Origin of the sequence: Pannonibacter sp. I15F10I1, assembly GCF_900185665.1 — a bacterium.
Classification (GTDB): domain Bacteria; phylum Pseudomonadota; class Alphaproteobacteria; order Rhizobiales; family Stappiaceae; genus Pannonibacter; species Pannonibacter indicus.
Genome location: NZ_FYAN01000028.1, coordinates 1 through 26796, shown reverse-complemented (window position 1 = coordinate 26796; position 26796 = coordinate 1). Strand labels below are relative to the sequence as shown.

29 protein-coding genes are annotated in these 26796 nt (G+C 62.9%); 20 read left to right on the top strand and 9 right to left on the bottom strand.

The window, feature by feature from the left end; genetic code table 11:
* Positions 1-49: 49 nt before the first annotated feature.
* From IF10I1_RS18705 to IF10I1_RS18670, 8 genes are all read left to right on the top strand, one after another.
* On the top strand, positions 50-754 hold the full coding sequence (locus tag IF10I1_RS18705) for a rhomboid family intramembrane serine protease (protein WP_050474062.1): 705 nt from the start codon (positions 50-52) through the stop codon (positions 752-754).
* Between the two features lie 205 nt (positions 755-959).
* Positions 960-1709: an electron transfer flavoprotein subunit beta/FixA family protein gene (locus tag IF10I1_RS18700; RefSeq protein WP_050474063.1), complete on the top strand. Its 750-nt coding sequence runs from the start codon at positions 960-962 to the stop codon at positions 1707-1709.
* A gap of 27 nt (positions 1710-1736) precedes the next feature.
* Positions 1737-2675: an electron transfer flavoprotein subunit alpha/FixB family protein gene (locus IF10I1_RS18695; protein WP_186391373.1), complete on the top strand. Its 939-nt coding sequence runs from the start codon at positions 1737-1739 to the stop codon at positions 2673-2675.
* A gap of 184 nt (positions 2676-2859) precedes the next feature.
* Positions 2860-3741 carry a 3-hydroxybutyryl-CoA dehydrogenase gene (locus tag IF10I1_RS18690; protein ID WP_050474065.1) on the top strand — a complete coding sequence of 294 codons (882 nt, stop codon included), beginning with the start codon at positions 2860-2862 and terminating at the stop codon, positions 3739-3741.
* 7 nt (positions 3742-3748) lie between these two features.
* On the top strand, positions 3749-5242 hold the full coding sequence (locus tag IF10I1_RS18685) for a class I adenylate-forming enzyme family protein (RefSeq protein ID WP_186391371.1): 1494 nt from the start codon (positions 3749-3751) through the stop codon (positions 5240-5242).
* 63 nt (positions 5243-5305) lie between these two features.
* Positions 5306-5506 (top strand): hypothetical protein, encoded by a 201-nt coding sequence (locus IF10I1_RS18680; RefSeq protein ID WP_050474067.1) that lies wholly within the window; start codon positions 5306-5308, stop codon positions 5504-5506.
* Positions 5507-5872: 366 nt separating this feature from the next.
* The gene (locus IF10I1_RS18675) at positions 5873-6118 is read left to right on the top strand and encodes a hypothetical protein (protein WP_152967571.1); all 246 of its coding nucleotides are present in this window, start codon (positions 5873-5875) and stop codon (positions 6116-6118) included.
* Positions 6119-6175: 57 nt separating this feature from the next.
* Positions 6176-6400 (top strand): hypothetical protein, encoded by a 225-nt coding sequence (locus IF10I1_RS18670; RefSeq protein WP_050474069.1) that lies wholly within the window; start codon positions 6176-6178, stop codon positions 6398-6400.
* Between the two features lie 90 nt (positions 6401-6490).
* On the opposite strand, the gene IF10I1_RS18665 is transcribed toward IF10I1_RS18670, so the two are convergent.
* A complete protein-coding gene (locus tag IF10I1_RS18665) occupies positions 6491-7189 on the bottom strand; it encodes a TlpA disulfide reductase family protein (protein ID WP_186391370.1) in 699 nt (232 codons plus the stop codon).
* 55 nt (positions 7190-7244) lie between these two features.
* On the opposite strand from IF10I1_RS18665, the gene argH reads away from it, so the two are divergent.
* The 4 genes from argH (at position 7245) to IF10I1_RS18645 (ending at position 12972) form a co-directional block, all read left to right on the top strand.
* A complete protein-coding gene (gene argH, locus IF10I1_RS18660) occupies positions 7245-8630 on the top strand; it encodes an argininosuccinate lyase (RefSeq protein ID WP_122522564.1) in 1386 nt (461 codons plus the stop codon).
* A 128-nt stretch (positions 8631-8758) separates the two neighbouring features.
* Positions 8759-8914: a hypothetical protein gene (locus tag IF10I1_RS18655; RefSeq protein WP_186391369.1), complete on the top strand. Its 156-nt coding sequence runs from the start codon at positions 8759-8761 to the stop codon at positions 8912-8914.
* Between the two features lie 47 nt (positions 8915-8961).
* Positions 8962-10227 (top strand): diaminopimelate decarboxylase, encoded by a 1266-nt coding sequence (gene lysA / locus IF10I1_RS18650; protein WP_186391368.1) that lies wholly within the window; start codon positions 8962-8964, stop codon positions 10225-10227.
* A gap of 177 nt (positions 10228-10404) precedes the next feature.
* Positions 10405-12972 carry a TIGR02302 family protein gene (locus IF10I1_RS18645; protein ID WP_208977275.1) on the top strand — a complete coding sequence of 856 codons (2568 nt, stop codon included), beginning with the start codon at positions 10405-10407 and terminating at the stop codon, positions 12970-12972.
* Between the two features lie 47 nt (positions 12973-13019).
* On the opposite strand, the gene IF10I1_RS18640 is transcribed toward IF10I1_RS18645, so the two are convergent.
* Entirely contained in the window at positions 13020-13907 is an 888-nt protein-coding gene (locus IF10I1_RS18640) for a DMT family transporter (RefSeq protein WP_186391366.1), read from the bottom strand.
* 204 nt (positions 13908-14111) lie between these two features.
* On the opposite strand from IF10I1_RS18640, the gene IF10I1_RS18635 reads away from it, so the two are divergent.
* Positions 14112-14600 (top strand): GNAT family N-acetyltransferase, encoded by a 489-nt coding sequence (locus IF10I1_RS18635; protein WP_123195813.1) that lies wholly within the window; start codon positions 14112-14114, stop codon positions 14598-14600.
* A 220-nt stretch (positions 14601-14820) separates the two neighbouring features.
* On the opposite strand, the gene IF10I1_RS18630 is transcribed toward IF10I1_RS18635, so the two are convergent.
* A complete protein-coding gene (locus IF10I1_RS18630; RefSeq protein ID WP_186391365.1) occupies positions 14821-15846 on the bottom strand; it encodes a DUF2125 domain-containing protein in 1026 nt (341 codons plus the stop codon).
* A 103-nt stretch (positions 15847-15949) separates the two neighbouring features.
* Here IF10I1_RS18630 and IF10I1_RS18625 point away from each other — a divergent pair, with 103 nt between their 5' ends.
* Positions 15950-16465, top strand: coding sequence for a gamma-glutamylcyclotransferase (locus IF10I1_RS18625; RefSeq protein ID WP_186391617.1), 516 nt, complete (start codon positions 15950-15952; stop codon positions 16463-16465).
* Between the two features lie 31 nt (positions 16466-16496).
* Here IF10I1_RS18625 and IF10I1_RS18620 read toward each other — a convergent pair whose 3' ends face one another.
* The 4 genes from IF10I1_RS18620 to ftsE all read right to left on the bottom strand — a co-directional run bounded on the left by IF10I1_RS18620 (position 16497) and on the right by ftsE (position 19949).
* Positions 16497-17267: a lysophospholipid acyltransferase family protein gene (locus tag IF10I1_RS18620; RefSeq protein ID WP_371328546.1), complete on the bottom strand. Its 771-nt coding sequence runs from the start codon at positions 17265-17267 to the stop codon at positions 16497-16499.
* A gap of 69 nt (positions 17268-17336) precedes the next feature.
* Positions 17337-18107: a YdcF family protein gene (locus IF10I1_RS18615; protein WP_208977274.1), complete on the bottom strand. Its 771-nt coding sequence runs from the start codon at positions 18105-18107 to the stop codon at positions 17337-17339.
* 116 nt (positions 18108-18223) lie between these two features.
* The gene (locus tag IF10I1_RS18610) at positions 18224-19267 is read right to left on the bottom strand and encodes an ABC transporter permease (protein WP_186391363.1); all 1044 of its coding nucleotides are present in this window, start codon (positions 19265-19267) and stop codon (positions 18224-18226) included.
* Positions 19268-19289: 22 nt separating this feature from the next.
* A complete protein-coding gene (gene ftsE, locus IF10I1_RS18605; protein ID WP_072242530.1) occupies positions 19290-19949 on the bottom strand; it encodes a cell division ATP-binding protein FtsE in 660 nt (219 codons plus the stop codon).
* Positions 19950-20146: 197 nt separating this feature from the next.
* On the opposite strand from ftsE, the gene IF10I1_RS18600 reads away from it, so the two are divergent.
* The 6 genes from IF10I1_RS18600 (at position 20147) to IF10I1_RS18575 (ending at position 24834) form a co-directional block, all read left to right on the top strand.
* Positions 20147-21151: a zinc-ribbon domain-containing protein gene (locus tag IF10I1_RS18600; RefSeq protein WP_186391362.1), complete on the top strand. Its 1005-nt coding sequence runs from the start codon at positions 20147-20149 to the stop codon at positions 21149-21151.
* Entirely contained in the window at positions 21148-21711 is a 564-nt protein-coding gene (hpt, locus tag IF10I1_RS18595; protein ID WP_186391361.1) for a hypoxanthine phosphoribosyltransferase, read from the top strand. Before IF10I1_RS18600 ends, hpt begins: the two co-directional genes overlap by 4 nt.
* Position 21712: 1 nt before the next feature.
* Positions 21713-22108, top strand: coding sequence for a response regulator (locus tag IF10I1_RS18590; RefSeq protein ID WP_019964371.1), 396 nt, complete (start codon positions 21713-21715; stop codon positions 22106-22108).
* A gap of 222 nt (positions 22109-22330) precedes the next feature.
* Positions 22331-23221, top strand: a complete 891-nt coding sequence (locus tag IF10I1_RS18585; protein ID WP_256387632.1) for a CoA ester lyase — start codon at positions 22331-22333, stop codon at positions 23219-23221.
* Positions 23222-23257: 36 nt separating this feature from the next.
* Positions 23258-23461 carry a DUF1737 domain-containing protein gene (locus IF10I1_RS18580; RefSeq protein WP_050474080.1) on the top strand — a complete coding sequence of 68 codons (204 nt, stop codon included), beginning with the start codon at positions 23258-23260 and terminating at the stop codon, positions 23459-23461.
* Positions 23462-23469: 8 nt separating this feature from the next.
* The gene (locus IF10I1_RS18575) at positions 23470-24834 is read left to right on the top strand and encodes an MFS transporter (RefSeq protein ID WP_186391360.1); all 1365 of its coding nucleotides are present in this window, start codon (positions 23470-23472) and stop codon (positions 24832-24834) included.
* Between the two features lie 103 nt (positions 24835-24937).
* On the opposite strand, the gene IF10I1_RS18570 is transcribed toward IF10I1_RS18575, so the two are convergent.
* Both IF10I1_RS18570 and IF10I1_RS18565 read right to left on the bottom strand, forming a co-directional pair.
* A complete protein-coding gene (locus tag IF10I1_RS18570) occupies positions 24938-25768 on the bottom strand; it encodes a glycosyltransferase family 2 protein (protein ID WP_186391359.1) in 831 nt (276 codons plus the stop codon).
* Complete coding sequence (locus IF10I1_RS18565) at positions 25769-26665, bottom strand: glycosyltransferase family 2 protein (RefSeq protein ID WP_186391358.1); 897 nt, start codon at positions 26663-26665, stop codon at positions 25769-25771.
* Positions 26666-26796 lie beyond the last annotated feature (131 nt).

Sequence of the window (26796 nt, the reverse complement as noted above, 5' to 3'; positions counted from 1 at the left end):
CAGCATCTCAAGACCTGGCGTAAGAGAAAACAGGATCAGGCAGAGCCGGATGTTCTTTCCCCTCTACGACCATAACCCCTTGCGCCACGTGCTGAAGCCCGTGGTCACGTGGTCGCTGATCCTCGCCAATGTGCTGGTCTATCTGCTCATTCAGGGCGGGGGCTTTGGCGATGCGGCCATTGCCAGCGCCTATTCCTACGGGCTGATCCCGTCCGTGTTCTTCGACACGAAGGATCTGGCGCCGGAGCTGATCGTCCTGCCCGCCAAGGTGTCGCTCGTCAGCTATGCCTTCCTGCATGCCGACGTCATGCATCTGGCGGGGAACATGCTGTTTCTCTGGGTCTTCGGCGACAACGTTGAAGACGCCATGGGGCATGTGAAGTTCCTTGCCTTCTATCTCCTGTGCGCGGCGGCAGGCGGGCTTGCCTTCGCGCTGCTGGATCCGGCTTCGGATGTGCCGCTGATCGGCGCGTCCGGTGCGGTGTCGGGCATTGTTTCGGCCTATCTCATGCTGCACCCACGGGTGCGGGTCTGGGTGCTGTTCATGGGGCGCATCCCCTTGCGCCTGCCGGCCCTGTGGCTGCTGGGCGGCTGGATCATCGTGCAGATCGCCAGCCTCTTCCTGTTCCAGAAGAGCCAGGTGGCCTGGGTGGCCCATGCCGGAGGCATTATGGCCGGTGCCGTTCTTGTGCTGGTGATGCGCCGTCCGGGCGTGAGATTGTTCGACCGGGATATGGAGGCCGGACGCAGATGAGGTTTGCCCAAGCCTTTGCGTTGCAGCAAGAACTGGGCGGACCTTCCGTAGCGCCATCGTTGACACCCGGCGTCCGGGTGTTTACCGTCGCGCGCCGAATGCAAGTATTGGCTGAAACCCGCCATTTTCTTCGCGGGATGTTAAGCCGGCTCGACCTGTTGACGCAGTGCGGCAAAAAAGCCGCCGAAGCGGGAGGATAAGACCCATGAAAATCCTTGTGCCCGTAAAGCGGGTGATCGACTACAACGTCAAGGTTCGCGTGAAACCGGATGGTTCCGGCGTCGAGCTGGCCAATGTGAAGATGTCGATGAACCCCTTCGACGAGATTTCCGTTGAAGAGGCCCTGCGCCTCAAGGAAGCGGGCAAGGCGACGGAAGTGGTGGTGGTGTCCATCGGGCCGGCTCAGGCCACCGAAACCCTGCGCACCGCGCTGGCCATGGGCGCCGACCGCGGCATTCTGGTGAAGACCGATGCCACGGTGGAGCCGCTGGCCGTTGCCAAGATCCTCAAGAAGGTCGTGGAAGCCGAAGAGCCGGGTCTCGTGATCCTCGGCAAGCAGGCCATCGACGACGACTGCAACCAGACCGGCCAGATGCTGGCGGCGCTGCTCGGCTGGGGCCAGGGCACCTTTGCTTCCAAGGTCAGCGTCGGTGACGGCAGCGTGGATGTGACCCGCGAAGTGGATGGCGGCCTGCAGACCGTGACGCTGAAGCTTCCGGCCATCGTCACCACGGACCTGCGCCTCAACGAGCCGCGCTATGCGTCCCTGCCGAACATCATGAAGGCGAAGAAGAAGCCGATCGACGAGAAGACCCCGGAAGACTTCGGCGTTGACGTCGCTCCGCGCCTGACCGTGCTGAAGACGGTCGAGCCGGCATCCCGCCAGGCGGGCGTGAAGGTTGGCTCGGTGTCCGAGCTTGTGTCCAAGCTGAAGAACGAGGCCGGCGTCCTCTGAGGACCCGTCACAGGAGGATAAACACCCATGACGACACTTCTTGTGGCCGAACATGCCAATGCTGCCCTGAACGATGCAACCGGCAAGGCCCTGACCGCTGCAGTGAAGCTCGGCGGTGATGTGCATGTGCTGGTGGCCGGTGAGGGCGCCCGCTCTGCCGCTGAGGCTGCGGCCAAGCTTGCCGGCGTTGCCAAGGTTCTGGTGGCTGAAGGCGGCGCCGTCGCCCATCAGCTGGCCGAACCGGTGGCAGACCTGATCGTTTCGCTGGCCGGAAGCTACGATGCCATCGTTGCCGCCTCCACCGCCAGCGGCAAGAACATCCTGCCGCGCGTTGCAGCCCTGCTCGACGTGATGCAGATCTCCGACGTGACCGCCGTCATCGACGGCGAGACCTTCGAGCGTCCGATCTATGCCGGCAACGCCATCCAGACCGTCAAGTCGGGCGATGCCAAGAAGGTGATCACCGTGCGCACCGCCTCCTTCGCCGCTGCAGGCGAGGGCGGTTCGGCGGCCATTGAGGACGTGGCAGCTCCTGCGGACGGCGGCCTCTCCAGCTTCGCCGGCGAGGAGCTGTCCCGCTCCGACCGTCCGGAACTGGCTTCGGCCAAGATCATCATCTCGGGCGGCCGTGCGCTGGGCTCTTCGGAGAAGTTCCAGGAAGTCATCATGCCGGTGGCGGATGCTCTGGGCGCGGCTGTCGGTGCCTCGCGCGCCGCGGTCGATGCAGGCTATGCCCCGAACGACTGGCAGGTTGGCCAGACCGGCAAGGTGGTTGCCCCGCAGCTCTACATCGCCTGCGGTATCTCCGGCGCCATCCAGCATCTGGCCGGCATGAAGGACTCCAAGGTCATCGTCGCCATCAACAAGGACGAGGAGGCCCCGATCTTCCAGGTGGCGGACTACGGCCTTGTCGGCGATCTTTTCGAAATCCTGCCGCAGCTGAAGGCGGAACTCGAAAAGGCCTGATGGCACATCAAGAGGTTCAGGCTGCTGAGGACATCCCGGCAGCCTGAACTGTTTTTGAAGGTTCAGGCAGAAGGTATGATCCGGTTTTATGGCCGTGGTCCTTGCCCGATGCGATGAACCTTGTAAAGAATAGCGCGGTTTGCGTGCATGTACCGCACGGCCTGCAACAGGATCGGATGAGACGATGGTGGTCGAGATCAAGAAAGTCGGTGTGATCGGTTCGGGCCAGATGGGCAGCGGAATTGCCCATGTCTGCGCTGTGGCCGGATATCAGGTCTATCTGAACGACCTGTCCCGCGACCGGATCGAATCCGGTCTGGCGTCGATCAACGGCAACATGGCCCGTCAGGTGTCCAAAGGCCAGATTTCCGAGGAAGACCGCTCCGCAGCTCTCGACCGGCTGCATGGTGCGGAAAACCTGGACATGCTGGCCGATGTGGACCTTGTCATCGAATCCGCCATCGAGAACGAGCAGGTCAAGCGCAAGATCTTCTCCCAGCTCTGCCCGGTGCTGAAGCCCGAAGCGATGCTGGCGACCAACACCTCGTCCATCTCGATCACCCGCCTTGCCGCCTCGACCGACCGGCCGGAGCGTTTCATCGGCATCCACTTCATGAACCCGGTTCCGATCATGGAGCTGGTGGAGCTGGTGCGCGGCATTGCCACCGAAGACGAGACCTTCGAGGCCGCCAAGGCTTTCGTCGCGCGTCTGGGCAAGACCACGGCCGTGGCCGAGGATTTCCCGGCCTTCATGGTCAACCGCATCCTGCTGCCGATGATCAACGAAGCCATCTACACGCTCTATGAGGGCGTTGGCTCGGTGGAATCCATCGACACGGCCATGCGCCTTGGCGCCAACCATCCGATGGGCCCGCTGCAGCTGGCGGACTTCATCGGCCTCGACACCTGTCTGTCCATCATGCAGGTGCTCTATGAGGGCCTCGCCGACAGCAAATACCGCCCGTGCCCGCTGCTGGTGAAATATGTCGAGGCCGGCTGGCTTGGCCGCAAGACGCGCCGCGGCTTCTACGACTATCGCGGCGAAACGCCGGTTCCGACCCGCTGACGGCGGCATGAACCTCGCCCGCTACTGCCTAACCCGCGCTGCGCCCGATCCGGGCGCGGTGGCGCTGGAGGTGGTGGGGCCGGGCGGGGCGCTGCTGGAACGCTGGACCTACGGCGATCTCACCGCAAGCGTGCTGTCTGTTGCAGGCGGACTTGCGGGCGAAGGCTTGATGCGGGGCGACCGCATCCTCCTGCGCATCGGCCATTCCAGCGATTTTCCGCTTTTCTTCTTTGGTGCCATTGCCGCCGGTTTCGTGCCGGTGCCCAGCTCCGCGCTGCTGACCGGGCCGGAATGCGACATGCTGCTGGCCGACAGCGGGGCTGTTGCCGTCATTCACGACGGGGCAACGCCGCTGCCGCAGCCGCGTGATGGGGTGCGCTTCATCGGGCCGGAGGGCATCGCCGCGCTTAAAGGCGCGCCGCAGGGCGCATTTGCGGACACGCAGCCGGACGATCCGGCCTTCATCGTCTACACCTCCGGCACCAGTGGCCGCCCCAAGGGCGTGCTGCACGCACAGCGCGCCGCTTCTGGCCGCAGGCCCATGGATCAGGGCTGGTACGGGATCTCCGCGCAGGACCGGCTGCTGCATGCAGGCGCCTTCAACTGGACCTACACCCTCGGCGTTGGCCTGATGGACCCCTGGGCCAATGGCGCCACCAGCATTGTCTATGATGGTCCGCGCGATCCGCATGTCTGGCCGGATCTGCTGGAGGCCACGGGCGCCACGCTGTTTGCGGCGGTGCCCAGTCTTTACCGGCGGATCCTGAAATACGGCGATGTTGAACCCCGCCGCTTCCCGCGCCTGCGCCATGGGCTGACGGCCGGCGAGGCGCTTCCCGCAGCCCTGCATGAGGAGTGGACCCGCCGCAGCGGCCGGCCGCTCTATGAGGCGCTGGGCATGAGCGAGATTTCCACCTATGTCTCCAGCGGCCCGCAGGTGCCCACGCGGCCCGGCAGCCCCGGCAAGCCGCAGGCCGGTCGCTCCATCGCCATTCTGCCGGAGGAGGGCGGCGATACGCCGCTGCCCCTTGGTGAAACAGGCCTCTTGGCCGTCTCGCGTGATGATCCGGGCCTGATGCTGGGCTACTGGCGGCGGCCGCAGGATACGGCGGAGGTGATGCGCGGCAGCTGGTTTCTGACCGGCGACCGCGCCCGGCAGGATGCGGATGGCTATCTCTGGTATGAGGGCCGGGCCGACGATGTGATGAATGCCTTCGGCTACCGCGTTGCGCCGGAAGAGGTGGAGCGCGTCATTGCCAGCCATCCGGACGTGGCGGATGTGGCTGTGACGGCGGTGCCGGCCGCCAATGGTATCAGCCTTGTTACGGCCTTTCTTGTGCCGCGGGAGGGCGCAGCGCTGGACGCAGATGCTGTCGCCGCCTTCGTGGTGGAGCGGCTGGCGGAATACAAGCGGCCCAAGGTCTACCGCCTTGTTCCGGATCTGCCGCGCACGCCTTCCGGAAAGCTACAGCGCAAGGCGCTGTGGCGGGAAAACTCCTGAAAACTATTAACGCCACATTAACTTTCTGCGGCGACACTGCCGGTCTCGAAGAGAGGCAGATCCATGAGCAGCGCATCCATCGCAGCCGCGCTTGTCGGGGCAACACAGGCCCAGACCCAGCAGCAGCTTCAGGCCAAAATGCTGAAGATGTCGATGCAGCCGGATCAGGCCGTTGTCGCCATGCTGGATCAGGCGGCCTCTTCCGGTTCAGGGTCTGCACCGCTTGCCGCAGGGACTGGCGGTTTCGTGGACGTTACCGTCTGACCACCTTCAGATTCGCTTCATTCCGCTGGTGCGAGCACGGGCCAAGCCCGGTGCAGGCTGCAGCCTTGCGGCCGTTTACCAAGTTTTCCTCTGATAAAATCATCTGACGAAATTCAGGGTAGGGCTTTCGTAATATTTTGGCACCTTGAGTCTATGGTTAATCAATAGTTAATTTATGAATTCGGGGTGGCTGATTTTATTGAGCTATTTCTAATCTAACCTAGCGTAATTCGATTTTTTAATAAAATTTTAGATAATTTGCCTGATTCGTTGTAATGTTTGCTTTGGCTCCATGGCCTATCTTATCCTTCGTGGCATTCCAGCTATCTGGCCGTTCGCCGGCCGATGCTCACGATGGAGGTTCACATGGCGGAGATCGAAAGCTACCGCGGTGTTCCAGCCTCTGCGCTGAGAGAGGAGAAAAACCTCTCGGAACGCCGCACTGAACGGTTCGAGGAATTCAACGCCCGGCGCAGCGCCATGCTGGCCGAAGCGGTGAACCGCGAAGCGGACAGGAAGGCGAACCGCGCAGAGCAATTGAGTGATGATGCTGATCGCATCGCGCGCCGTGCCGTCCTTGGCATGGGCAACCGCGTCGATGTGACGGTCTGATCCCGGCATTCTCCGGGCTCCGGCTGGCGCAGGCATCAACTGGAAAGGGCTTGAGTTATGGTTGCAATTTCCGGAACTGCATCGGCTGACCTCGCTGCGTCGGGCGTGCGTCCTGATTATTCCGCCAGGGCTGCGCAGGAAACAGCCCGGGTTGAGCGTCAGGCCGCAGAACGTCAGACGGAAGAGCGCCGCGAGACCGTGCAGGAGACGTCCCGCCAGGAAGAGCAGCGCGAAAGCCGCAAGATTCCCGGTCTCGGCAATGCGGTGGACATCACCGCCTGACGGTGGACGGCCTCATCAGCAGATCCATGGCCCCGCTCCGGCGGGGCTTTGTCTTTTTGAGGGCTGTTTCCGCAACCACCCACCTGCCGCTTATCCTGCCGTCTGGCCCGTACTCTGGCCCGTAGTCTGCCCTGGCGCCTTTGCCCGTGCCGCATCAATCAGCTGCAGCGCGTCCTCATGGTCCCATTCAGCCGGGCCGTACATGGTGCCGATCTCGCAGCCGTCGGGTCCGGCGAGGATCGTTGTCGGCAGGCCGGTGGCGCGGGCCTTGCTGCGCAGGTCCTGGAACACCGCGTTCGACGCATCCGAATAATAGGTGAGCGAGGCAACGCCGATTTCGTCAAGGAAGGCCTTGGGCTTTTCAGGACCGCCCCGGTCGAGGTTCACCGTGACCACCGCGAAATCATCGCCGTTGCGGGCCTGCGCCAGCCGGTCCAGCGCGGGCATTTCCTTGCGGCAGGGGGCGCACCAGGTGGCCCAGAGGTTCAGCAGGACCGTCTTGCCGGTGAATTGCGCAATGCTGACGTCCTCGCCGTTCGGTCCCTTGAATTTCAGGCTCCTGAGGTCGAGCGGCTTCTGCGCGGGCAGGAAGGCGGCGACATCACCCCGGGCAAAGGGCTTGGCCGCAGAGGCTGCTGCCAGCGAGGCCTGGCAGCTTTTCCCTGCGCTTGTGTTGCCACCGGGGCTGCCAATCACGTATACCGCCGCAATGGCTGAAAGCAGACCGGCCGCAGCGACCGCAACCAGCGGACGTCTGTAACCGGAGCGGGTCTGTCTTGTCGGCTTCATGTCTTCTTCACCTGGCAAGGGCACCTCTCCGGGGCGTCTATCAAGAGGCAGTCATATGAGCAACCGCATGTGGGGCGGCCGTTTCGCCGAAGGCCCGGACGCGATCATGGAAGAGATCAACGCGTCCATCGGCTTCGATCAGAAGCTATACAAGCAGGATATAGAGGGTTCCAAGGCCCATGTCCGCATGCTGGCCGCGCAGCAGATTGTCGCGGGCGAGGATGCAGAAAAGATCGTTCACGGTCTCGACACGATCCTGTCAGAGATCGAGACGGGCAAGTTCACCTTTTCCCGCGCCCTTGAAGACATCCACATGAACATCGAGGCGCGCCTTGCCGAGCTGATCGGTGCGCCGGCCGGACGCCTGCACACCGCCCGTTCGCGCAATGACCAGGTTGCGACCGATTTCCGTCTGTGGGTGCGCGATACGCTCGATACGCTCGATGGCCAGCTGGCCGAGCTGCTGGTGGCGCTGGCCGAAAAGGCCGAGACCCACGCCGCCGACGTGATGCCGGGCTTCACCCATCTCCAGTCGGCTCAGCCGGTCACTTTCGGCCACCACATGATGGCCTATGTGGAGATGTTTGCCCGCGACCGCAGCCGCTTTGCCGATGCGCGCAAGCGCATGAACGAGTCTCCGCTGGGCTCTGCGGCGCTGGCCGGCACGTCCTTCCCGATTGACCGGGAGGCGACGGCCAAGGCGCTTGGCTTCGACCGGCCGATGGCCAATTCGCTCGACGGCGTGTCCGACCGCGACTTCGTCATCGAGGCGCTTTCCGCTGCGTCCATCTGCTCGATGCATCTGTCGCGCTTTGCCGAGGAAATCGTACTGTGGTGTTCGGCTCAGTTCGGCTTCATCAAGCTGTCGGACAAGTTCTCGACCGGCTCCTCGATCATGCCGCAGAAGAAGAACCCGGATGCAGCCGAACTGGTGCGCGCCAAGACGGGCCGCATCTACGGCGGCATGATGGCGCTGCTGGTGATGATGAAGGGCCTGCCGCTCGCCTATTCCAAGGACATGCAGGAAGACAAGGAACAGGCCTTCGACGCGCTGCCGTCCCTGTCGCTGGCGCTTGCCGCCATGACCGGCATGGTGCGGGACATGGAGCCGCAGGTGAAGCGCCTGAAGAAGGCCGCAGGCTCCGGCTACTCCACCGCAACGGATCTGGCCGACTGGCTGGTGCGCGTGCTCGGCATGCCCTTCCGCGATGCGCATCACGTCACCGGCAAGATCGTCGGCTATGCGGTTGCCGAAAGCGTTGAGCTTGAAAAGGTGCCGCTGGCCGTGATGCAGGAAATCGAGCCGCGCATCACCCGCGAGATCTATTCCGTGCTGACCGTCGACAAGTCGGTGAAGAGCCGCACCAGCTACGGCGGCACGGCTCCGGCCAATGTGCGCAAGCAGGCCCGCCGCTGGCTGAAGCAGCTGGCCAAGGGCTGAGGAACCGGTGCGGGCGCCTGTCTCTTGCGGTCTGGGCGCCCGCACTTGCATCCGGCGCGGGGCTTGCCGCGCGCCGGAAGGCGTGCGACGACATCGCACCTGAGATGTTTCATGCAATGAGGTCCGACATGCTGAAGAACCGCCGCTTTCTGACTGCTGCCACCTGCATTCTCTGCCTTGGTCTGGCCGTTTCGGCCTGTGGCCGCCGCGGCTCCCTTGAAAAGCCGCGTCCTGCGGCTGCGATCGAGGTCATGCCGCATCTGGCCGCCGCTCAGCTGGCCTGATGCTTCTGCCGTAAGGGCGTGCTGCCTGCGGTGTTCCGGGATTTGCCATGCATCATTTCGAGATGAAAAACGGCGTTCTCCATGCGGAGGATGTCAGCCTGACTGCCATGGCGGAAGCCGTTGGCACGCCGTTCTACTGCTATTCGACGGCAACGCTGGAGCGCCACTACCGTGTGTTTGCGCAGGCGCTGCAAGGCATTCCGTCCCTGGTCTGCTTCGCGGTGAAGGCCAATTCCAATCTCGCTGTGCTGCGCACGCTGGCCCGGCTTGGCGCAGGCATGGATGTGGTTTCGGAAGGCGAAGCCCGCCGGGCGCTGGCCGCAGGCACGCCGCCGGAGCGCATCATGTTCTCCGGCGTCGGCAAGACCGAAGCCGAGCATGCCTTTGGCCTTGAGCAGGGCATCTTCTGTTTCAACGTGGAATCCGAGCCGGAGCTGATCCAGCTCTCGCGTGTGGCGCAAGGGCTGGGCAAGACGGCGCGGGTGTCGCTGCGCATCAATCCGGATGTGGACGCCCGCACCCACGCCAAGATCTCCACCGGCAAGTCGGAGAACAAGTTCGGCATTCCCTGGAAGCGCGCCCGCGAGGCCTATGCGGTGGCCGCGCGCCTGCCGGGCATCAAGGTCAGCGGCATCGACATGCATATCGGCTCGCAGATCACCGAGCTGGAGCCTTTCGATGCAGCTTTCTCAAGGCTTGGCGAGCTTGTGGCGCAGCTGCGTTCCGACGGGCATGAGATTGATCACGTCGATCTCGGCGGCGGCCTGGGCGTGCCCTATGTGTTTGACAACACCCCGCCGCCGCACCCGGATGACTATGCCGCTGTCGTGCGCAAACATGTGGAGCGGCTGGACTGTCAGGTGATTTTCGAGCCCGGCCGCCTGATTGCGGGCAATGCCGGCATTCTGGTCACCCGGGTGATCTATGTGAAGAAGGGCGAGGACAAGTCCTTCGTCATTGTCGATGCGGCCATGAACGATCTGATCCGGCCGACGCTGTATGATGCCTGGCACGAGGTTGGACCGGTGGTGGAACCGGCCGCAGACAGCGGGCGAATCATTGCCGATGTGGTGGGCCCGGTGTGCGAAACGGGGGACTATCTCGCCCTGGGCCGCGATCTGCCGGAGGTGAAGGCGGGGGATCTGCTGGCCGTTTATACAGCCGGTGCCTACGGCGCGACACAATCCTCCAGCTACAATACCCGCCTTCTGGTACCCGAAGTGCTTGTGAACGGCTCGCAATATGCCGTGATCCGCCCGCGCCCGTCCTATGAGGACCTGCTGGGACTGGACAGGATGCCGGACTGGCTTTGACGCGGGCAAGACGATCACGGCGGATTTGATCGCCCTTGATCACTGGGGCGGGTTGCCGTCAGACCCGCTTTGCCCCACTCTAGGATACTGCGGGGTTGAGGGCTGAACGCGGAGAGATACGGTTTGGCGGAACAGGACCCAGTTGAGCGCACGTTTCCATCCGGGCAGGAGATTGCCGTGACGGATAGCGACAGACTGTCTCTGCCGCAGGATCTGACGCGGGCGGCGGTGGACAAGCGTCTCAAGGCCGTGGTCTGGCGCAGCCGCGTTGCGCTGTTCTGGGAACGGCTCTGGCCCGCGCTCTATCTGCCTTTCATTCTCCTTGCCCTGTTTGCCGGTCTCTCGCTGGTCGGGACCTGGCTCGTCGTGCCGGTCTGGCTGCGGCTTGTGCTGGTGGCGGCTCTTGCCGGGGCATTCCTCTGGTCGCTGCGCCCGCTCCTGGGCCTGCGCTGGCCCAGCCGTCAGGATGCCCTGCACCGGGTGGAACTGGTCAGCGGACACTCCCACAGGCCGCTCACGGCGATCGAGGATGACCTGCCGCCCGGCAGTGCCAGCCCGGAAACGCTGGCCCTGTGGGAGATGCACAAGCGCCGCATGGCCGAAGCGCTGCGCTCCATGCGCTCCGGCCTTGCCCACCCGCAAGCCTTCCGCCGCGATCCCTATGCGCTGCGCGTGGTTGCCCTGATGCTGCTGGTGACCGGATTTGCGGTCACACAGGACGGCACGAGACTGAACCGGCTTGGCTCGGCTTTCACCTCGCCGCTCGATTTGCAGGAGGTTGCCAGCCGTATTGATGCCTGGGTGACACCGCCGCTCTACACGGCCCGCGCGCCCATCTATCTCACCGGGGAGAGCGCTGCCCTGCGCGATCCTTCCGTGCCGCTGAAGGTTCCGGCCGGCAGCGTGCTGACCCTGCGGGCGCAGGGTACGTCCGGCCTTGCCATTTACAAGGACGGCGAGGTGGTCACTCCGGCGCAGGAGGATGAGGCCGCAGCATCCCAGAACACCGGTGTTGAAGAGCAGCGGCTGACGCTTTCCGAAAGCGGCTCCTATGCGCTGCAACAGGGCGGCACCGTCATTGCCACCTGGCCGTTTGACGTGCAGCCGGATCTGCCGCCCACCATCCGCCTGCTGGATGATCCGGAAGCCCAGCTCAGCGGTGCGCTGAAGCTCAGCTATCTGGCGCAGGACGATTACAGGGTGACCGGCGCAGAGGCACAGATCGAGCCCGCGCCGAAAGCGTCCGACACCAATGAAGAGCCGCGCCCGCTGGTCGAGGCGCCGCAGTTTCCCCTGTCCGTTCCGCCGCAGGCACCCGGCTCGGCCAAGCCCGGCGAGACGATCCGCGACCTGACGTCTCATCCCTGGGCGGGTTCCGAGGTGCTGCTGACCCTGATTGCCCGCGATGAGGCGGGGCAGACGGGCACGTCGGAACCGGCGGTTTTCACCCTGCCGCAGCGCCGCTTTTCCAAGCCGCTGGCCAGGGCCGTGGTGGAGCAGCGCCGGGATCTGGCGCTGGATGCCAATTCCCAGCTGCGGGTGATCGATGCTTTCGATGCGCTGCTGCTGGCGCCCGAGGCCTTTGATGTGCAGCCGCGTGTGCATCTTGGCCTTGCCTTCGCCTACCGCAATCTGGTGGCCGCCCGCAGCGACGAGCAGCTGAAGGAGCTGCTGCCGCTGCTGTGGGATCTGGCGCTCTCCATCGAGGATGGCGACCTCTCCATGGCCGAGCGCGCCCTGCGCGATGCGCAGGAGGCTTTGCGCAAGGCGCTGGAAGAGGGGGCATCCGATGAGGAGATTGCCCGCCTGACACAGGAGCTGCGGCAGGCCTTGCAGGAATACATGCAGGCGCTGACCGAGCAGCTGCGCCAGAACCCGCAGGCCATGCAGCCGTTCAATCCCAATCAGCAAAGCCTGAGCACGCGCGATCTCGACGAGATGCTGCGGCGTATCGAGGAACTGGCACGCAGCGGCTCGCGCGATGCAGCCCGTGATCTTCTGGCGCAGATGCAGCGCATGCTGGAGAACCTGCAGACCGGCCGCCCGCAGATGGCGCCTGACGGCCTCACCAACGAAATGATGGAGATGCTGAACCAGCTTGGCCAGATGATCCAGCGCCAGCAGGAGCTGATGGACCAGACCCACCGCTTCAACCAGCAGCAACAGCAGCAGGGCCAGAACGGTCAGAACGGCGAACGGCAGCAGGGCGAAGGGGATCAGCAGGGCGGCCAGAATGGCGGGCAGGGCCAGCAGATGACCGAAGAGCAGCTGCGCAACCTGCTTGACCAGCTGCAGCAGGGCCAGGGCGATCTGGCCCAGCAGTTGCAGCAGCTGATGGAGCAGATGGAGCGCAACGGCCTGTCGCAGAACGAGGGACTGGGCGAGGCGGGCGACGCCATGGGACAGGCCCAGCGGTCGCTCGGGCAGGGACAGGGCGATCAGGCGGTTGGCCAGCAGGGTGATGCCCTCGACGCATTGCGCCGCGGCGCCCAGCAGCTGGGCGAGCAGATGATGGGCATGGGCGAAGGGCAGGGCATGAGCCAGCGCTCGCCCATGGATACGGACCCGCTCGGCCGTCCGCGCCGCAATCAGGGGCCGGATCTTGGCAGTCAGGTGAAGGTGCCGGACGAGATCGACGTGCAGCGCGCCCGCCGCATTCTGGAAGAACTGCGCCGCCGCTTTTCCGATCCGGCCCGCCCGAGACTGGAACTCGACTATCTGGAGCGGCTGCTGCGCAGCTATTGACGGGTGCCGGGGGGCGGATGTGCGCCCCGGTTCTTCAGCCCCGTTCCTCAGCCTGCAGCGCGCTTGAAGATCATGTCCTTTGCCGCGATGACCGCGCCGATGGTGATCAGAATGCAGGCGGCGCCGACGATCCAGGTGAAGGTGCCGAAGCCGAAGGCGATGAGCAGCAGCGTCGAGAGGAGCGGGGCCGAATAGGCGGCCGCGCCCAGAACCTGAATGTCGCCGCGCTTGACGCCAATGTCCCAGGTGAAGAAGGCAAGGCCGACCGGCAGCAGGCCAAGCGCCACGACGCTGGCCCATTCCACCGTGCCGGAGGGCCAGACGGTGTCTTCCAGCACCAGATGGCAGATGGCGGACAGCAGCGCCGTCATCAGGCAGAAACCGGCCACTGCTTCCGTCGGCACCTCGCCCAGGCGGCGGGAGAGCACCGAATAGGTGGACCAGAACAGGGAAGAGGCGACCGCCGCGCCATAGCCGAGGGCAAAGGCGGGATCGAGGCTGAGGCCCTCTCCCTTGCTGACCAGCAGCGCCGCGCCGCCGAGGCCGAGCACGGTCCCCAGGACGTGATGCAGCTTCAGCTTCTCACCCGGCAGCAGGGCGGAAAACACCACGATCAGCAGCGGCCAGGTGTAGTTGATGAGATTGGCATCGACAGGCGGCGCGTTGCGGATTGCGGTGAAATAGAAGAAGTGAAAGCCGAATAGCCCCACGGTGCCGAAGGCCCAGACCTTCAGCGGCTGGCGCAGGGCGGAGAGCTTTCCGCGAAAGGCGAGCCAAAGGCAGGCGAGAAGACCCGACAGACCGAAGCAGAGTGCATTGAGCAGGAATGGCGGCACCGCCCCGGACCCGGCGCCGAAGACGCCAAGAGTGGCCCACATGAGCACGGCCGTGAGGCCAATGAGTGTGGCGCGGAAGCGGGCGGCTTGGTCGGTCATGGCATCCTGAGGAAATGGTGCGGCAGGTCTGGCCATGACAGAAATGCATAGTCCTTGAGGTGGCGCAAGGACAGGCATGCCTCATCTGCGTGCATTGTGCAGCTGTAACAGCTTTCACAAGGCTCAAGCGCCCATGGGCTGGTTATGCCGCCTCATCAGGTGCTTGATCGTCCCGCCGGTTCGGGACATGTTGCGCATGTAACGATGATCCGATCCATAGCGGAGACCGAATTGACCAAGCTCGACATCAAGGCTCTTGGCCCCGACGATGCCCTGCACCTTGCGCCCCTGATTGCTGAAAATGCCCAGGCCCTCAAGCGCGGCGCCCCGCGCCGTCCGGACCAGTTTTATGCCGAGCGTATTCTGGGTGACCGCTCCGCCGAAGTGATCGGCGCCTTCGTGGACGGGCAGCTTGTCGGCTTTGCGGTCTTCTTCGATCTGCCGGAACTGATCACGGGCCTGCGCTCCGGCCAGATGGACCACATCTACGTGCGCCCCGAGTTCCGCCAGAAGGGCATTGCCCGCAAGATGATCCAGACCCTCGTCACCGAGGGCCAGAGCCGGGGCTGGCTGCAGCTGCGCTGGATCGTGCCGAGCAAGAACGCTCCTGCACTCGCCCTCTATGACCAGATCGCCGAGCCCGATCATCACAAGAGCTACATCATCGCCATCGACCGGCTGGCGTCGGCCTGACGCAGCAGCTGGATTGCGATTGCATATCCAACCCCTCCATCGTCATCCCGGACGCGCGTGCGCGATCCGGGACCGGTGAGCCGGGGTGCTGATTGGTGATGCGCAAGCATTTGAGGTGTTTGGTATGACAGCCGGGAGACCCGGGCTCACCGGTCCCGGCTCTCGCGCTGCTCGGCCGGGATGACGGCGCAAAGGCCTTATCCTCCTGACGTCTGCCCCCTCAATACACGGGGTCGATCTGTGCGAACGGCAGGATGCCGATGCGGGCGGAGCCGTTGGTGAGCTGCACCTTTGCTTCCACCGCCGCCTTGCCATCCACTTGCGTTGCCTTGCCGAAGCTGATGACGGCGCCCTGCAGCGCTTCGGGGAAACCGGAATCGGAGGGGAAGAAGGGGGCAAGAACGGCCTTGATGCCATCGGGTTCCACCGCTGTCAGCGGCAACTCGCCTGAGAGGGTGCCGTTGGTTTCCAGCCGGATCTGACCGGTGGTGTTGAGGCTGGTGCTGCCGGTGGTGAGTTTCAGGGCGCTGACGATCAGCGCCGGCTGGCCGTTCGTGCTGGCGAACAGGCCTTGCGGCACGGTGCCTGACAGCAGTGGTGCGCCGCCGGAAATCTGGCCGATGAAGCTGCCGTCACCGGGCTGATCCTCCGCCGTCACCTTCAGGCCCTTGAAGCTGACGGCCAGATCCAGATCGTCCGGCTGTGCCGGATTGGGGCGCAGGTGCAATTCTCCGCCTGCCAGAGACACTTCACCTGCATCGGGGTTCTCGGACGCAAAGAAACGAGGGGCTGCGATCACCCCATCCAGCTGGCGCAGGCTTGTACCGCTGAAGCGCAGGCTGGCGCGCAGGCTGTCCCATGTGCCTTCCTGGATCGGGCCGTCGCCGGGCGCAAAGGAGGCCATCGGGCTGTCCGCCTCGATGATCATGTGCTGCGGATTATAGGCAAGCGCGACGGCGCGCAGCTCGGCGACACTGACGAAATGGCCCACCGGCGTGCGCAGGGCAAAGTCCTTGCAGGTCAGCTCGAAGCGGAACGGATAGCCGCCGAGGCCGCGCTCGCTGCAGGCGATCTCGAAGCCCATGGCCGCTGCAGTCTGCAGGGCGGCATCAATCTGGCTGTTGACGAAGCTGCGGGCCGCAACCCAGGCCGCACTCCATCCACCGGCCACAAGCACCACGGCTCCGGCGAGATAGATGAACTTGCGGCTGGAAGATTTGCGCGGCGCGGAAGTCGGTTCGGTCATGTCTGTCCTCTGGTGCCGCAGTCCACTTGCAGCACGGCCATTGAAACTTGCCCGGCGCATTGCTAAGTGCGCGGCTCAGGCAAAACAAGGTATCGTGACCGATATGGGCGATTTGTGGGTTTTTGGCTACGGCTCTCTCATCTGGAAGCCCGGTTTCCCGTTTGAGGAGAAGCGTCCGGCGCTGCTGCACGGTGCCCACCGCTCGCTCTGCGTCTATTCCTGGGTGCACCGGGGCACGCCGGAGCGGCCCGGCCTCGTTTTCGGGCTGGACCGGGGCGGCGCCTGCCGGGGCATGGCCTTCCGCGTCCGGGAACAGGACCGGGACGGCACGATCGAATATCTGCGCGCCCGCGAACAGGCGACCATGGTCTATCTGGAAGCCCTGCGCCCGGTGCGCTTTGCCGATGGCACCAATGCCACTGCACTCACCTATCTTGTTGACCGGCAGCACCCGCAATATGCGGGTGTGCTGCCGCTGGAGCGTCAGCTGGAGCTGGTGGAAGGGGCTGTGGGCCAATCCGGCGCCAATCCGGAATATGTGCTGAACACGGCGAGCCATCTGGAAGAGCTGGGCATCCATGATGCCCGCGTGTCCTGGCTGGCCCAGCGGCTGAGGTAAATGGCCTGAGCCTGCCGGGGCTTTCCCCTGATCAGGCCGCGCGCGGCGGAATGGTCTTCAACACCGGCGAGGGCCGCTCAGCCTGCCGGGCTTCCTCGATGAGGCGGTTGGACGCGGTTTCGATCTGCCCGGTCAGCGTCTCAAAAAACACGGCCGGCTCAAGGCCAGGCTCGATGGCGGGCAGGAACTCGACAATCACCGTGCCCGGATGAATGAGGAAACCCTTGCGCGGCCAGTAAAGCCCTGCATTGAGCGCCACCGGCAGCACCGGGCAGGCCAGATCCCGGTAGAGATGGGAAATGCCGTATTTGTAGGACGGTTCGGCACCAGCCGGACGGCGCGTGCCTTCCGGGAAGATGAGGATCTGGCGGCCTTCGCCAATCGCCTCGCGCGCGGCTGCCATCATGGCGGCGAGTGCCGCAGAGCGTTTGCCCCGGTTGATGGGGATCTGCTTCATCTTGGCCGTGTACCAGCCGAAGATCGGGATCCAGCGCAGCTCGCGCTTCAGAATGTAGGTCGGGTCCGGAAAGAACGGGATGAGAGCGAAGGTCTCCCAGGCGGACTGATGCTTGGATGCCACCAGAAAGCCGCCCTGCGGGATGTTCTCAACGCCCCGGTACTCCACCTTGAGTCCGGCGATCCAGCGCAGCAGCGCCAGATTGACCTTCGCCCAGACTGGCACCACCACCCAGGCGATCCGGCGCGGGGCCAGAAAGACGAAGGGGCTGTAGATCACCATCTGGACCAGTGTCAGCAGATAGAAGGCAATCTGGAAGAGAAGCGAGCGCAGATAGATCATCAGGAAACCGGACTGGAGACAGGAACGGGCTGGAAGCCGGGCAGACTGAGCGGTGTGGCCGGGTTCAGGCCCTCAGCCCGCAGCCGAGACACCCAGCGTGCTCACCCGCAGCCGCGCGAGGGTATACTTCACAAATTCCCTCAGGAGAAGACGTAAGGTCCGCGGCTCCGCGTACCATCGCTCCACATTGAAGTCGCCCGCGAACACTGGATAGGGAATGACCACCAGATCCGGCATGACCGCGTTCAGCTCCATCTCGGCACGCGGCATGTGATAGGCACTGGTGACGAGCACGAGCGAGGCATAGCCGTTCGTCTTGGCCCAGATGGCGGCTTCGCTGGCATTGCCGATGGTGTTGAGCGCCTTCTTGTCGAGGTCGATGCAGCAGTTGAAGAGGTCGCGTTCGGCCTCCGTGCGCAGCCGCAGCTGGCGTGCGGTGGTGGCCGGATAGACGCCGGAGATGAGCAGGCGCTGGGCGCGGCCCTGCTGCAGAAGCTGGACGGCGGTCTCGATCCGCTCCTGGCCGCCGGTCAGCACGACGATGGCATCGGCACGCGGGTCTTCCGGCTGATCGATGGTGACCACATCGACGGTGAAGCGGATGAAGGATATGAGCAGCCACAGGCACACCAGCGCAGCGGCAATCCCCAGTACCTTCAGCGCCAGCCAGCGTTTGTAGCCCCGGCGGCGCGTCTGCGGAGCCTGCGGCGCAGGCCCTGGCTGCTGCTCTGCCTGTTCCCCGGCCGGCTCTCCTGCCGGCTGTCCGGCTTCGGGCGCAAGGGTCTGATCTGGCTCGTGACTTGCCCGCTCCCCGGACGCAGCCAGCAAAGCCTCAGCCCGCACCCGGTCCTCCGGGACCGGTGCAGGGGCGGCAGCATCAGGCTGTTTGTCCGAAGGCGCAGGTTTCATCGTGCGAAGATTATAGACCAATTCCGCTGTTTCTTGGATGGATGTTGCAGCTAGTCGATTTTGGCAAGGTGGGATTTGACTGCAAGGCCGGAGGTCAGCGCCGTCAGCACGGCGACGATGAAGACAATGCCGACCACTCCGAAGTAGCCCGGCGTGCCGACCGCCACGGAGCCGAACAGCGCCGACATCTGGTCGGCACCGGCCATGCCGGATGTTTGCCGGGTGAAGACTTCGAGCAGAATGAAGCAGAAGGAAGCGGCAAGCCCGCCGGCTATTCCCCCCTTGAGACCCAGCACGAGGAAGTGGCGCTGGAACTCGCGGGCGATGAAGCCGTCACTGGCGCCGACGAAATGCAGCACGGACACAACGTCGCGGTTTCCGGCCATGGCCGCACGGGTGGCGAAGATCACGCTGAGCACCATGGAAAACAGCACCAGTGCCAGGATGCCGAAGCCCCCGGCCACCACAGCCCCGGCCATGGCGGCAAGGCGGGAGGTCCAGATGCTGTGATCGTCAAGGCTGGCGCCGCGCACGTTCTGTTCGATCGACTGCTTCAGCGCCGGAAGATCCAGCTCCTGCGGACTGCTGACCGTCACCTGGATCAGGCGCGGCACGGGCAGCGTTTCGAGGTCAAGGCCTGCGCCGAGCCAGGGTTGCAGCAGCTGGCGGGTTTCCTCGTCCGACAGGGCGCGCACCGTGCCGATGCCGGGAAACTCCTGCGTCAGCGCCACGGCCTTGTCGATCTCGCGCAGCATGTCGACCCCGTCAGCGGGGCGGATCTGCACGGTCACTTCCCGCACGAGGTCATTGCTCCAGTCGTGCGCCGCCTCCCAGACGACAGAGACGGAGCCGACGGTGAGGCAGGCCAGAAAACTCATGATGGCGACGACGAGCGTCAGGGCACGTCCGGCCACGGACTGGGACGGGACGATGGCCGCTGACGGCCGCAGGCGTGCGTCCTGCCCGCCTGCCGCAGCTTTGGCCTTGCCGCGCAGGGACAGCTTCAGCGAAGGGCGCGGCAGCTTGGGCCGGCTCTTCTGCTGTTGCGGCGCCTTTGTGCCGGTCTTCTTTGGTGGCGGGGCCTTGGATGCCATGCGCGGTGCCTTCCCCATGCCCTCAGTCAAAAATGGACAGGCGCCCGTCCGCCAGAACCATCCGGCGCGCCTCGACCTGTTCAAGCAGGGTGATGTCGTGGGTGGCAATCACGACGGATGTGCCAAGCCTGTTGAGTTCAATGAACAACCGCAACAGCCTGCGGGCAAGGGGAGGGTCGACGTTTCCCGTCGGCTCATCCGCCAGCAGCATGTCCGGCCGGGTGATCAGTGCCCGTGCGATGGCCGCGCGCTGCTTTTCACCGCCCGAGAGAACCGGCGGCAGCACATGCATGCGCTCGCCAAGGCCCACCCATTTCAGCAGTTCCACCACGTCCGAGCGGTAGCTCGCTTCTTCCTTGCCCAGAACGCGCAGCGGCAGGGCGACATTCTCGTAAGTCGTCAGATGGTCCAGCAGACGGAAATCCTGAAACACCACGCCGATACGGCGGCGCAGCTCCGGCAGTTCCTTCTTGGCGATGGTCGCCATGTCCCGGTTGAACACGCGAATGAGGCCGCGCGTGGGCCGCAGCGACAGAAACAGCAAGCGGATCAGCGTTGTCTTGCCCGCGCCGGAGGGCCCGGTCAGGAACTGAAACGACTGCGGCTCGATGCTGAATGTCAGGTCGCGCAAGATTTCCGGCCCCATGCCGTATCTCAGCCCGACGTTCTCGAAACGGATCACGCAAAACCTCCGTGGACGGCGCTCACCCTAGAGCCATCCCTTTAACGCTTCATTAAACATATGAATGTCCTCTGGACCAGAATTGGGGGAGCTCTGACGCAGGTCTTCCCCCCAATTCAGCACCGGACTGCTATCATCCGCGTCATGGATGGCACCATCAAGGCCCCGTGAGGCCGTGGAGCGAGGGTCTCCCAAACATGAAGATCACCTGTCCGGACTGCGATACCTCCTATGACATCAAGCCGGAAATGGTTGGCCCGGAAGGGCGTAGCGTGAAATGCGCGCGCTGCGGAAACCGCTGGTTCATCAGCCCGCGCAAGGAAGATATCCCCGCGCCTGCTTCCCCGGCTGCCTCATCCGGAGGCGCTGCAAAGGCGGCAGCAAAGCCTGCCATGGCCATCGAGGATGAGCCGGAGACAGACGAGGACGAGGATGAAGCGGCATGGGTGGAGGATGCCACGGAGGAAGAAGCCCTTGCCAAGGGGCGCGCGTTTGAGGACGAGGAGCCCGAACCTGCCAAAGGATCTGTGGATACTCAGGGTAAATCAAAGACTGGTAGAGATGCGCCGCCGGAATACCCAGATGTAGTGGCCTCCGATGCAAATGATGAAACGGACGAGGAGGAAAATGCTCGCCGTACGATTGACATCGAGTCCCTTGCCAAGCGTAAGAAGATCAAGGTTAACACGAAAAAACCCAGGCGGGAGCGCGACTGGTCATTCCTGACCCGTCACGTGACGGTGAACAACCTGCGCCGGACCGGCGGCCTTTTGATCTTTCTTGCAGCGGCGGGATTCAGCGCGCTCATCTTCACGAACCGCCAGTTCGTGGTCAAACACGTTCCGGACCTTGCCAGTCTGTTCGACATGATGGGACTTCCGGTGAACTTGCGCGGACTTGAGTTCCGTGATTTGAGAACATTCAGGGAAGTCGACGAGGGGACCATCGTTCTGGTTGTCGAGGGGACAATCCAGAGCGTATCGGAACAGCCTGCCGCAGTACCCGCGGTGCGCCTGTCGCTGCGAAGCGAGGATCAGCAGGAGATTTACGCCTGGACCCTCGAACCGCGTGCGGTGGCATTGGAGCCGGGCGCGAACACGCGCTTCAGGACCAGGCTGACAGATCCTCCCGCAGACGCCGCAGATATTCAGGTCCGCTTTGTGGACCGCCGCTCAGGACAAGCAGCAGAAGCAACAAGATGAAGCCGGTGATCCATACCCTTTACGATGAAGCCGAGATCGCCGCACGGGTCGAAAGCCTTGCCAGCGAAGTGGCTTCTTCCCGTCCGCATCAGCTGCTGGTCGTGGCTGTGCTCAAGGGCAGCTTCATCTTTGCCGCCGACCTGGTGCGTGCCATGCACCGTGCCGGCCTGGAACTCGAAATGGAGTTCATGCATTTATCCAGCTACGGGGCAGGGACCGTAAGCTCTGGAAATGTTCAGGTTCTGCGTGACGTTGAAAGTCTTGTTAAGGATCGCGATATCATACTGGCGGATGATATTTTGGAATCCGGACGTACCCTGAAGTTCGCCAAGGACAGGCTTCTTGAAAGGGGCGCGCGTTCGGTCAAAGTCGCCGCACTGCTGGACAAACCGTATCACAGAAAGGCCGATATTCAGGCTGACTATGTGGGCTTTAATTGTCCGGACAAGTTTGTGGTGGGTTACGGGATGGACATGGGGCACGCCTGGCGGCAGTTGCCCTTCATCGGGTATGTGGCCGGGGAAGAGGCTACACCCCCTCGCGAAACAACGGGAGTGTGATATGGCCCGGATTCTTCTGACGGAAGATGACGAGGCGGTTCGCAGCTTTGTGAAACGCGCCCTTGAACTGGATGGCCACACCGTCTGCGCCTCAGAAGATGGCGGAGCGGCGCTGGAAACGCTTGTCCGCGAGAGAGGCAGCTTCGATCTGCTGCTGTCCGACATCAAGATGCCGGTGATGGATGGCATCGCCCTGGCGCTGGCCACCGCCCGCGACTGGCCGAGCCTGCCGATCCTGCTGATGACCGGTTTTGCCGACCAGCGTGAACGGGCCAACGGCCTCGACGAGCTGGTGCATGATGTCATCACCAAGCCCTTCTCGCTGGCCGATATCCGTCAGGCCGTGCGTGACGCCATCCACGGCGTCGTCCGCGAACAGCGCCGCCTGTCAGCCTGAGCGGTCAATCTGCTGTCTTACTGGACGCGGCAGCTCTGGCATGTGTGAACCCGGCGTTTTCGCCGGGTTTTATTTTGGGCGGCTCTGCGCTGCTGCACCTGAGAGCCCCCAAAAGATACCCGGGAGATACCCGCCGAAAGGCGAGTGGAAAAAGCGGCTGCCACCGTCTAGCTTTTGCACTGCAGAAACGCAGTGCCGCAAAGACCCGCAGGAGGACCGCCCGTGACCGCAAGCTTCAAGCCCCGCCGCTCGGCGCTCTACATGCCCGGTTCCAACGGACGGGCATTGGAAAAGGCGCGCAGCCTCGGCGTGGATTGCCTGCTGCTGGATCTGGAAGATGCCGTGGCGCCCGATGCCAAGGAAGCCGCCCGCCAGCAGGTCTGCGAGGCCGTGGCGGCCGGTGCCTTTGCAGGGCGCGAGGCGGTGATCCGCATCAACGGCCTCGATACCCAATGGGGCGAGGCGGATCTGGAGGCGGCAATTGCCGCAGCCCCCGATGCCATCCTCCTGCCCAAGGTTTCGTCCCTTGCGGATGTGGAACGTGTGGCGCACCGGCTGAAGCTGGCAGGTGCTCCTGCCTCCGTGAAACTCTGGGCGATGATGGAAACGCCGCTCGCCATGCTGCATGCGGCCAGCATTGCCTCGGCGGGACGGGACCCGGAAACACGCCTCACCTGCTTCGTCATGGGCACCAATGATCTGGCCAAGGAAACCCGCGCCCGCCTGCTGCCGGGCCGGGCCGTGATGATGCCCTGGCTGATGACCTGCGTGGCCGCAGCAAGGGCGGGCGGGCTTGATATCCTTGACGGTGTCTACAACGATTTCAACGATCTGGACGGTTTTGCCGCCGAATGCGCGCAAGGGGCGGAGATGGGCATGGACGGCAAGACGCTGATCCACCCCAAGCAGATCGACGCTTGTCACGCTGCCTTTTCGCCCTCGGAGGCGGAAATCGCCTGGGCGCAGAAGATCAACGATGCCTTCGCCCTGCCGGAAAATGCCAGCAAGGGGGCGATCCAGATCGACGGCAAGATGGTCGAGCGGCTGCATGCGGACATGGGGCTGAGGGTGCTGGCCATCGCCAAGGCCATGGCGGCATCTGCGCAGGAATGATATGCCGGAGCAGTTCTTGTTCCTGGAAAGATTGCCATGAAACTCTACCGCTTCATCACCGGCCCCGATGACAGCCAGTTCTGCCACCGCGTCACGCAGGCCCTCAACAAGGGCTGGGAGCTGGCCGGTGCGCCGCAGCTGACCTTTGACGCCACCCGCGGCATCGTCGTCTGCGGCCAGGCCGTGACCAAGGAAGTGCCGGGCGATTACACCCCGGATATCAAGCTCGGCGACTACTGAGCCGCTTGATGAGCATCGCAGGGCGGAAGGCAGGGGCTGCCGGCGTCGCTGGCTGGGTTCTGTTCGACTGGGCAGCCCAGCCCTTCTTCACACTGGTGACGACCTTCGTCTTCGCGCCCTATTTTGCCTCCGCCCTTGCCGCCACCCCGGCGGAAGGGCAGGCCCTCTGGGGCTATGCCACCTCGGCGGCGGGGCTTGCCATTGCGCTGCTCGCCCCGTTCCTTGGCTGCGTTGCCGATGCAGGCGGGGCACGCAAGCCCTGGATCGCGGCTCTGGCCGTGCCTTACGTGCTGTCCTGCCTTGCCCTGTGGTGGGCCGTTCCCGGTACCGGCTACGGCATTGCCGTGGCGCTGGCGGGCTATGCGCTGGGCACGCTCGCGATCGAGTTCGCCACGGTCTTCAACAATTCCATGATGGGCTCGCTGGTGGCGCGTGACAGGCTCGGACGCCTGTCGGGCGCAGGCTGGGCGGTCGGCTATCTGGGCGGGCTCGTCAGCCTCGTCATCGTGCTCGGCTTCATGGCGGCCAATCCGGAAACGGGCAAGACCCTGCTGGGTGCGGACCCACTGTTCGGGCTTGATCCGGCCGCGCGCGAGGGGGACAGGGCGTCGGGGCCGTTCTCGGCGCTGTGGTTCCTCGTCTTCGTGCTGCCGATGTTCCTTTTCACGCCCGATGAGCCGCGCCGCATGGGGGTGAGGGCCGCTGTCCGGCAGGGCCTTGCTTCCCTGCGCCGCAGCCTTGCAGACGTGCGGCAGGTGCCCGGCATGGCGCGGTTCCTCATCGCCAACATGCTTTACAACGACGGGCTGGTGGCGCTGTTTGCCTTTGGTGGCATTTATGCGGCCGGTGTGCTCGGCTGGGGCACGATCCAGATCGGCACCTTCGGCATCCTGCTCACCATCACCGGCACCATCGGCGCGCTGACCGGCGGCTGGCTGGACGACCTTATCGGTTCGCGCAAGGTCATTCTGGGGGCGCTTGGCGGTCTCATCCTGTGCGGCCTCGGCCTTGTTTCGGTGGACCGGGACACGGTGTTCTTCGTCTTCGATGTAACGCCTGCCGCCCCCGGCGCCCTGTTCGGGTCCCTGCCGGATCTGATGTTCCTCGTGCTCGGTGGCTGTATCGGCGCGCTGGCGGGACCGTTGCAGTCGGCGGCGCGCAGCCTTCTGGTGCATCTGGCACCGGAGGGCCGTCAGGGCCAGTTCTTCGGCCTTCTTGCGCTGTCGGGCAAGGTGACCAGCTTCCTTGCCCCGCTGGCCGTCGCGCTTGTCACCACAGCCACCGCCAGTCAGGCGGCAGGCATGGCGGTGATCCTCGTGTTCTTTGCCGGCGGGGCTTTCGTTCTTGCAGGTCTGAAGTCAAATCGAGGCTGATCCTCGCCGCAGCAACGTATCGACCTATTGGCATGTGCGGCGGCTTTTCTGAAACTGAAAATATTGGACAAGCACAAGGAAAATTAGATTCTATTCACTAGGTCTAAATAATACGTAATCCGTGCTTTTTATAGAATATCTTCGCTGATTTTACGAAAAGCTTGATGTGCCATAGACCTTTTCTTGCTGCATGACCACCAGCATGAGAAATTTTCACATGCGGCACGTAAGCAATCCGTGCTATTTGCGCTGTTCTTAATGATAAATCGAAATCTTCGAAATAGAGAAAATAATCTGGATCGAATCCATTTACATTTCTGAATACATCACCTCTAAAGAACATGAAGCATCCGCTAACAATTGGTGGATCCCAAAAAATGCTTTCTGATGTCTCTCTTCGCATCTCATACCGTGCCAGGCGTTCCGAAAAGAGCGATTTTATGAATTTGGGCGCAAAGCCCCTCAGGAGCAGGTCAAATAGAGGCGGATATTGTTTGCATAGATACTGGCGTTCTCCATCCAGTCCTTTCGCTTCCGGTGTCAGGAGACCGCAGTCCGGATTTGTCAGGAGAAACTCTGTGGCATAGCTTAGTGCTGTGTGCTCCATCTCGATGTCCGGATTCAGGACCAGATGAAAATGACCAGTCCGCTGCAAAACAAGGTTATGGGCACGGCCAAACCCAATATTGCCATGGCCGGAGATCAGCTCATATGGATAGCCATTCATTGCCTCAGCGGCAGCCCGTCTTACCGCATCGTGTTCTGAATTCTGGATGATGAAAATCCTGACGCTTTGACTGTCGAAGTGCCTCAAGGCGCGTTCAAGTGTCTCAAAGGTTTTCCGCAACACGGGTATGTCGGGTTGGTAGGTTACAATCGAGATGGTTAGCAGCGGTTTTGGACTGAGACCCTCTGCCGGACTGGACACAGTCATTCACTTTCTCCCCATGCGGCCGCCAATACCGTGCCAGAGGCCTATGGCCATCATCTGGGCATGTCGGTAGCCCTGTGGAGCGAACAGGGAGAAAAATGCGAACTGGCGGATCACGCGCCATATCAAAACGGTGGTCCAGGCCCGGGAGATCCAGGACTGGCGCGCCAGCCAGATTGCATTGCGCATGTGGTAGTAGTGGCGCAGAGGACTGTGAAGGGGAATTTTCCGGCCCTTATAGGGTATCCAGTCGTCTCCCAAGGCATGTTCCATATGCGCGTTGCAGACCCCAAAGGAGGAAAAACCGAGTTTGGCCGCCCGTAACCCCCACTCAATGTCGACATAGTCAATGAAGAGCTCTTCAGCCATCCCGCCGATCAAATCAAGGCTGGGCATGGGGAGAAGGCTGCCCGAAGCAATCAGAAAGTCGACTGGAACTGTTGCTTCAGGATCAGAACAGGCGCGGCGATGTAGCGAAAGGCCTTTTAGATAAACAAAAGACGGAATCTCTCCTTGACGCACGTCGCTGTAGGACGGCCCAACGGCTGCAACTTTCTGGCCTTCTGCCTCCAGTTTTTCCGCTGCTCTCATAAGCCGCTCTACCATATCCGGGGCGGGAATACTATCTTGATCAAGCAGAAGAACGTAGTTTGCACAGTAGTCACGGGCTCGTTTGATACCAACGTTCTGAGCGTGTGCAATTCCAAAATTTTCACTCAGTGGAATAAATGTGATATTATTCTCGTTTGAAATATCTTTAAGATCTTCATCTGAGCCATTGTCTATTATTAGTAGAAAATCTACTTGGCTTTTGATTGAGGCAATGAGTTTATGTAAAATTTTAATGTTGGGGTTATATGTTATTATGACGCCGCATGTTTTCTTCTTTATTGTATTCATTTTGTTATACGATTCCGAATTCGATGAATGTTTGCTGGTGTCCGATTGTTGAGATGACGTGTCCGTCTTCGGTTATCCAGCTTTTGATGACTGGTATGTCTGTTTGTTCATCGATTGCGGTTAGGTCGACG

What these genes read in the sequence shown, in the direction of transcription:
- IF10I1_RS18610 (WP_186391363.1), bottom strand. Translation starts at nt 19,267, where the DNA reads ATGGCATCCAAGGCCCCGCCACCAAAGAAGACCGGCACAAAGGCGCCG.
- IF10I1_RS18680 (WP_050474067.1), top strand. Translation starts at nt 5,306, where the DNA reads ATGAGCAGCGCATCCATCGCAGCCGCGCTTGTCGGGGCAACACAGGCC.
- IF10I1_RS18705 (WP_050474062.1), top strand. Translation starts at nt 50, where the DNA reads ATGTTCTTTCCCCTCTACGACCATAACCCCTTGCGCCACGTGCTGAAG.
- IF10I1_RS18700 (WP_050474063.1), top strand. Translation starts at nt 960, where the DNA reads ATGAAAATCCTTGTGCCCGTAAAGCGGGTGATCGACTACAACGTCAAG.
- IF10I1_RS18625 (WP_186391617.1), top strand. Translation starts at nt 15,950, where the DNA reads ATGGGCGATTTGTGGGTTTTTGGCTACGGCTCTCTCATCTGGAAGCCC.
- IF10I1_RS18690 (WP_050474065.1), top strand. Translation starts at nt 2,860, where the DNA reads ATGGTGGTCGAGATCAAGAAAGTCGGTGTGATCGGTTCGGGCCAGATG.
- lysA (WP_186391368.1), top strand. Translation starts at nt 8,962, where the DNA reads ATGCATCATTTCGAGATGAAAAACGGCGTTCTCCATGCGGAGGATGTC.
- IF10I1_RS18575 (WP_186391360.1), top strand. Translation starts at nt 23,470, where the DNA reads ATGAGCATCGCAGGGCGGAAGGCAGGGGCTGCCGGCGTCGCTGGCTGG.
- IF10I1_RS18580 (WP_050474080.1), top strand. Translation starts at nt 23,258, where the DNA reads ATGAAACTCTACCGCTTCATCACCGGCCCCGATGACAGCCAGTTCTGC.
- IF10I1_RS18600 (WP_186391362.1), top strand. Translation starts at nt 20,147, where the DNA reads ATGAAGATCACCTGTCCGGACTGCGATACCTCCTATGACATCAAGCCG.
- IF10I1_RS18630 (WP_186391365.1), bottom strand. Translation starts at nt 15,846, where the DNA reads ATGACCGAACCGACTTCCGCGCCGCGCAAATCTTCCAGCCGCAAGTTC.
- IF10I1_RS18665 (WP_186391370.1), bottom strand. Translation starts at nt 7,189, where the DNA reads ATGAAGCCGACAAGACAGACCCGCTCCGGTTACAGACGTCCGCTGGTT.
- IF10I1_RS18685 (WP_186391371.1), top strand. Translation starts at nt 3,749, where the DNA reads ATGAACCTCGCCCGCTACTGCCTAACCCGCGCTGCGCCCGATCCGGGC.
- IF10I1_RS18670 (WP_050474069.1), top strand. Translation starts at nt 6,176, where the DNA reads ATGGTTGCAATTTCCGGAACTGCATCGGCTGACCTCGCTGCGTCGGGC.
- IF10I1_RS18675 (WP_152967571.1), top strand. Translation starts at nt 5,873, where the DNA reads ATGGCGGAGATCGAAAGCTACCGCGGTGTTCCAGCCTCTGCGCTGAGA.
- IF10I1_RS18590 (WP_019964371.1), top strand. Translation starts at nt 21,713, where the DNA reads ATGGCCCGGATTCTTCTGACGGAAGATGACGAGGCGGTTCGCAGCTTT.
- IF10I1_RS18635 (WP_123195813.1), top strand. Translation starts at nt 14,112, where the DNA reads ATGATCCGATCCATAGCGGAGACCGAATTGACCAAGCTCGACATCAAG.
- IF10I1_RS18570 (WP_186391359.1), bottom strand. Translation starts at nt 25,768, where the DNA reads ATGACTGTGTCCAGTCCGGCAGAGGGTCTCAGTCCAAAACCGCTGCTA.
- IF10I1_RS18655 (WP_186391369.1), top strand. Translation starts at nt 8,759, where the DNA reads ATGCTGAAGAACCGCCGCTTTCTGACTGCTGCCACCTGCATTCTCTGC.
- argH (WP_122522564.1), top strand. Translation starts at nt 7,245, where the DNA reads ATGAGCAACCGCATGTGGGGCGGCCGTTTCGCCGAAGGCCCGGACGCG.
- IF10I1_RS18640 (WP_186391366.1), bottom strand. Translation starts at nt 13,907, where the DNA reads ATGACCGACCAAGCCGCCCGCTTCCGCGCCACACTCATTGGCCTCACG.
- IF10I1_RS18565 (WP_186391358.1), bottom strand. Translation starts at nt 26,665, where the DNA reads ATGAATACAATAAAGAAGAAAACATGCGGCGTCATAATAACATATAAC.
- hpt (WP_186391361.1), top strand. Translation starts at nt 21,148, where the DNA reads ATGAAGCCGGTGATCCATACCCTTTACGATGAAGCCGAGATCGCCGCA.
- IF10I1_RS18695 (WP_186391373.1), top strand. Translation starts at nt 1,737, where the DNA reads ATGACGACACTTCTTGTGGCCGAACATGCCAATGCTGCCCTGAACGAT.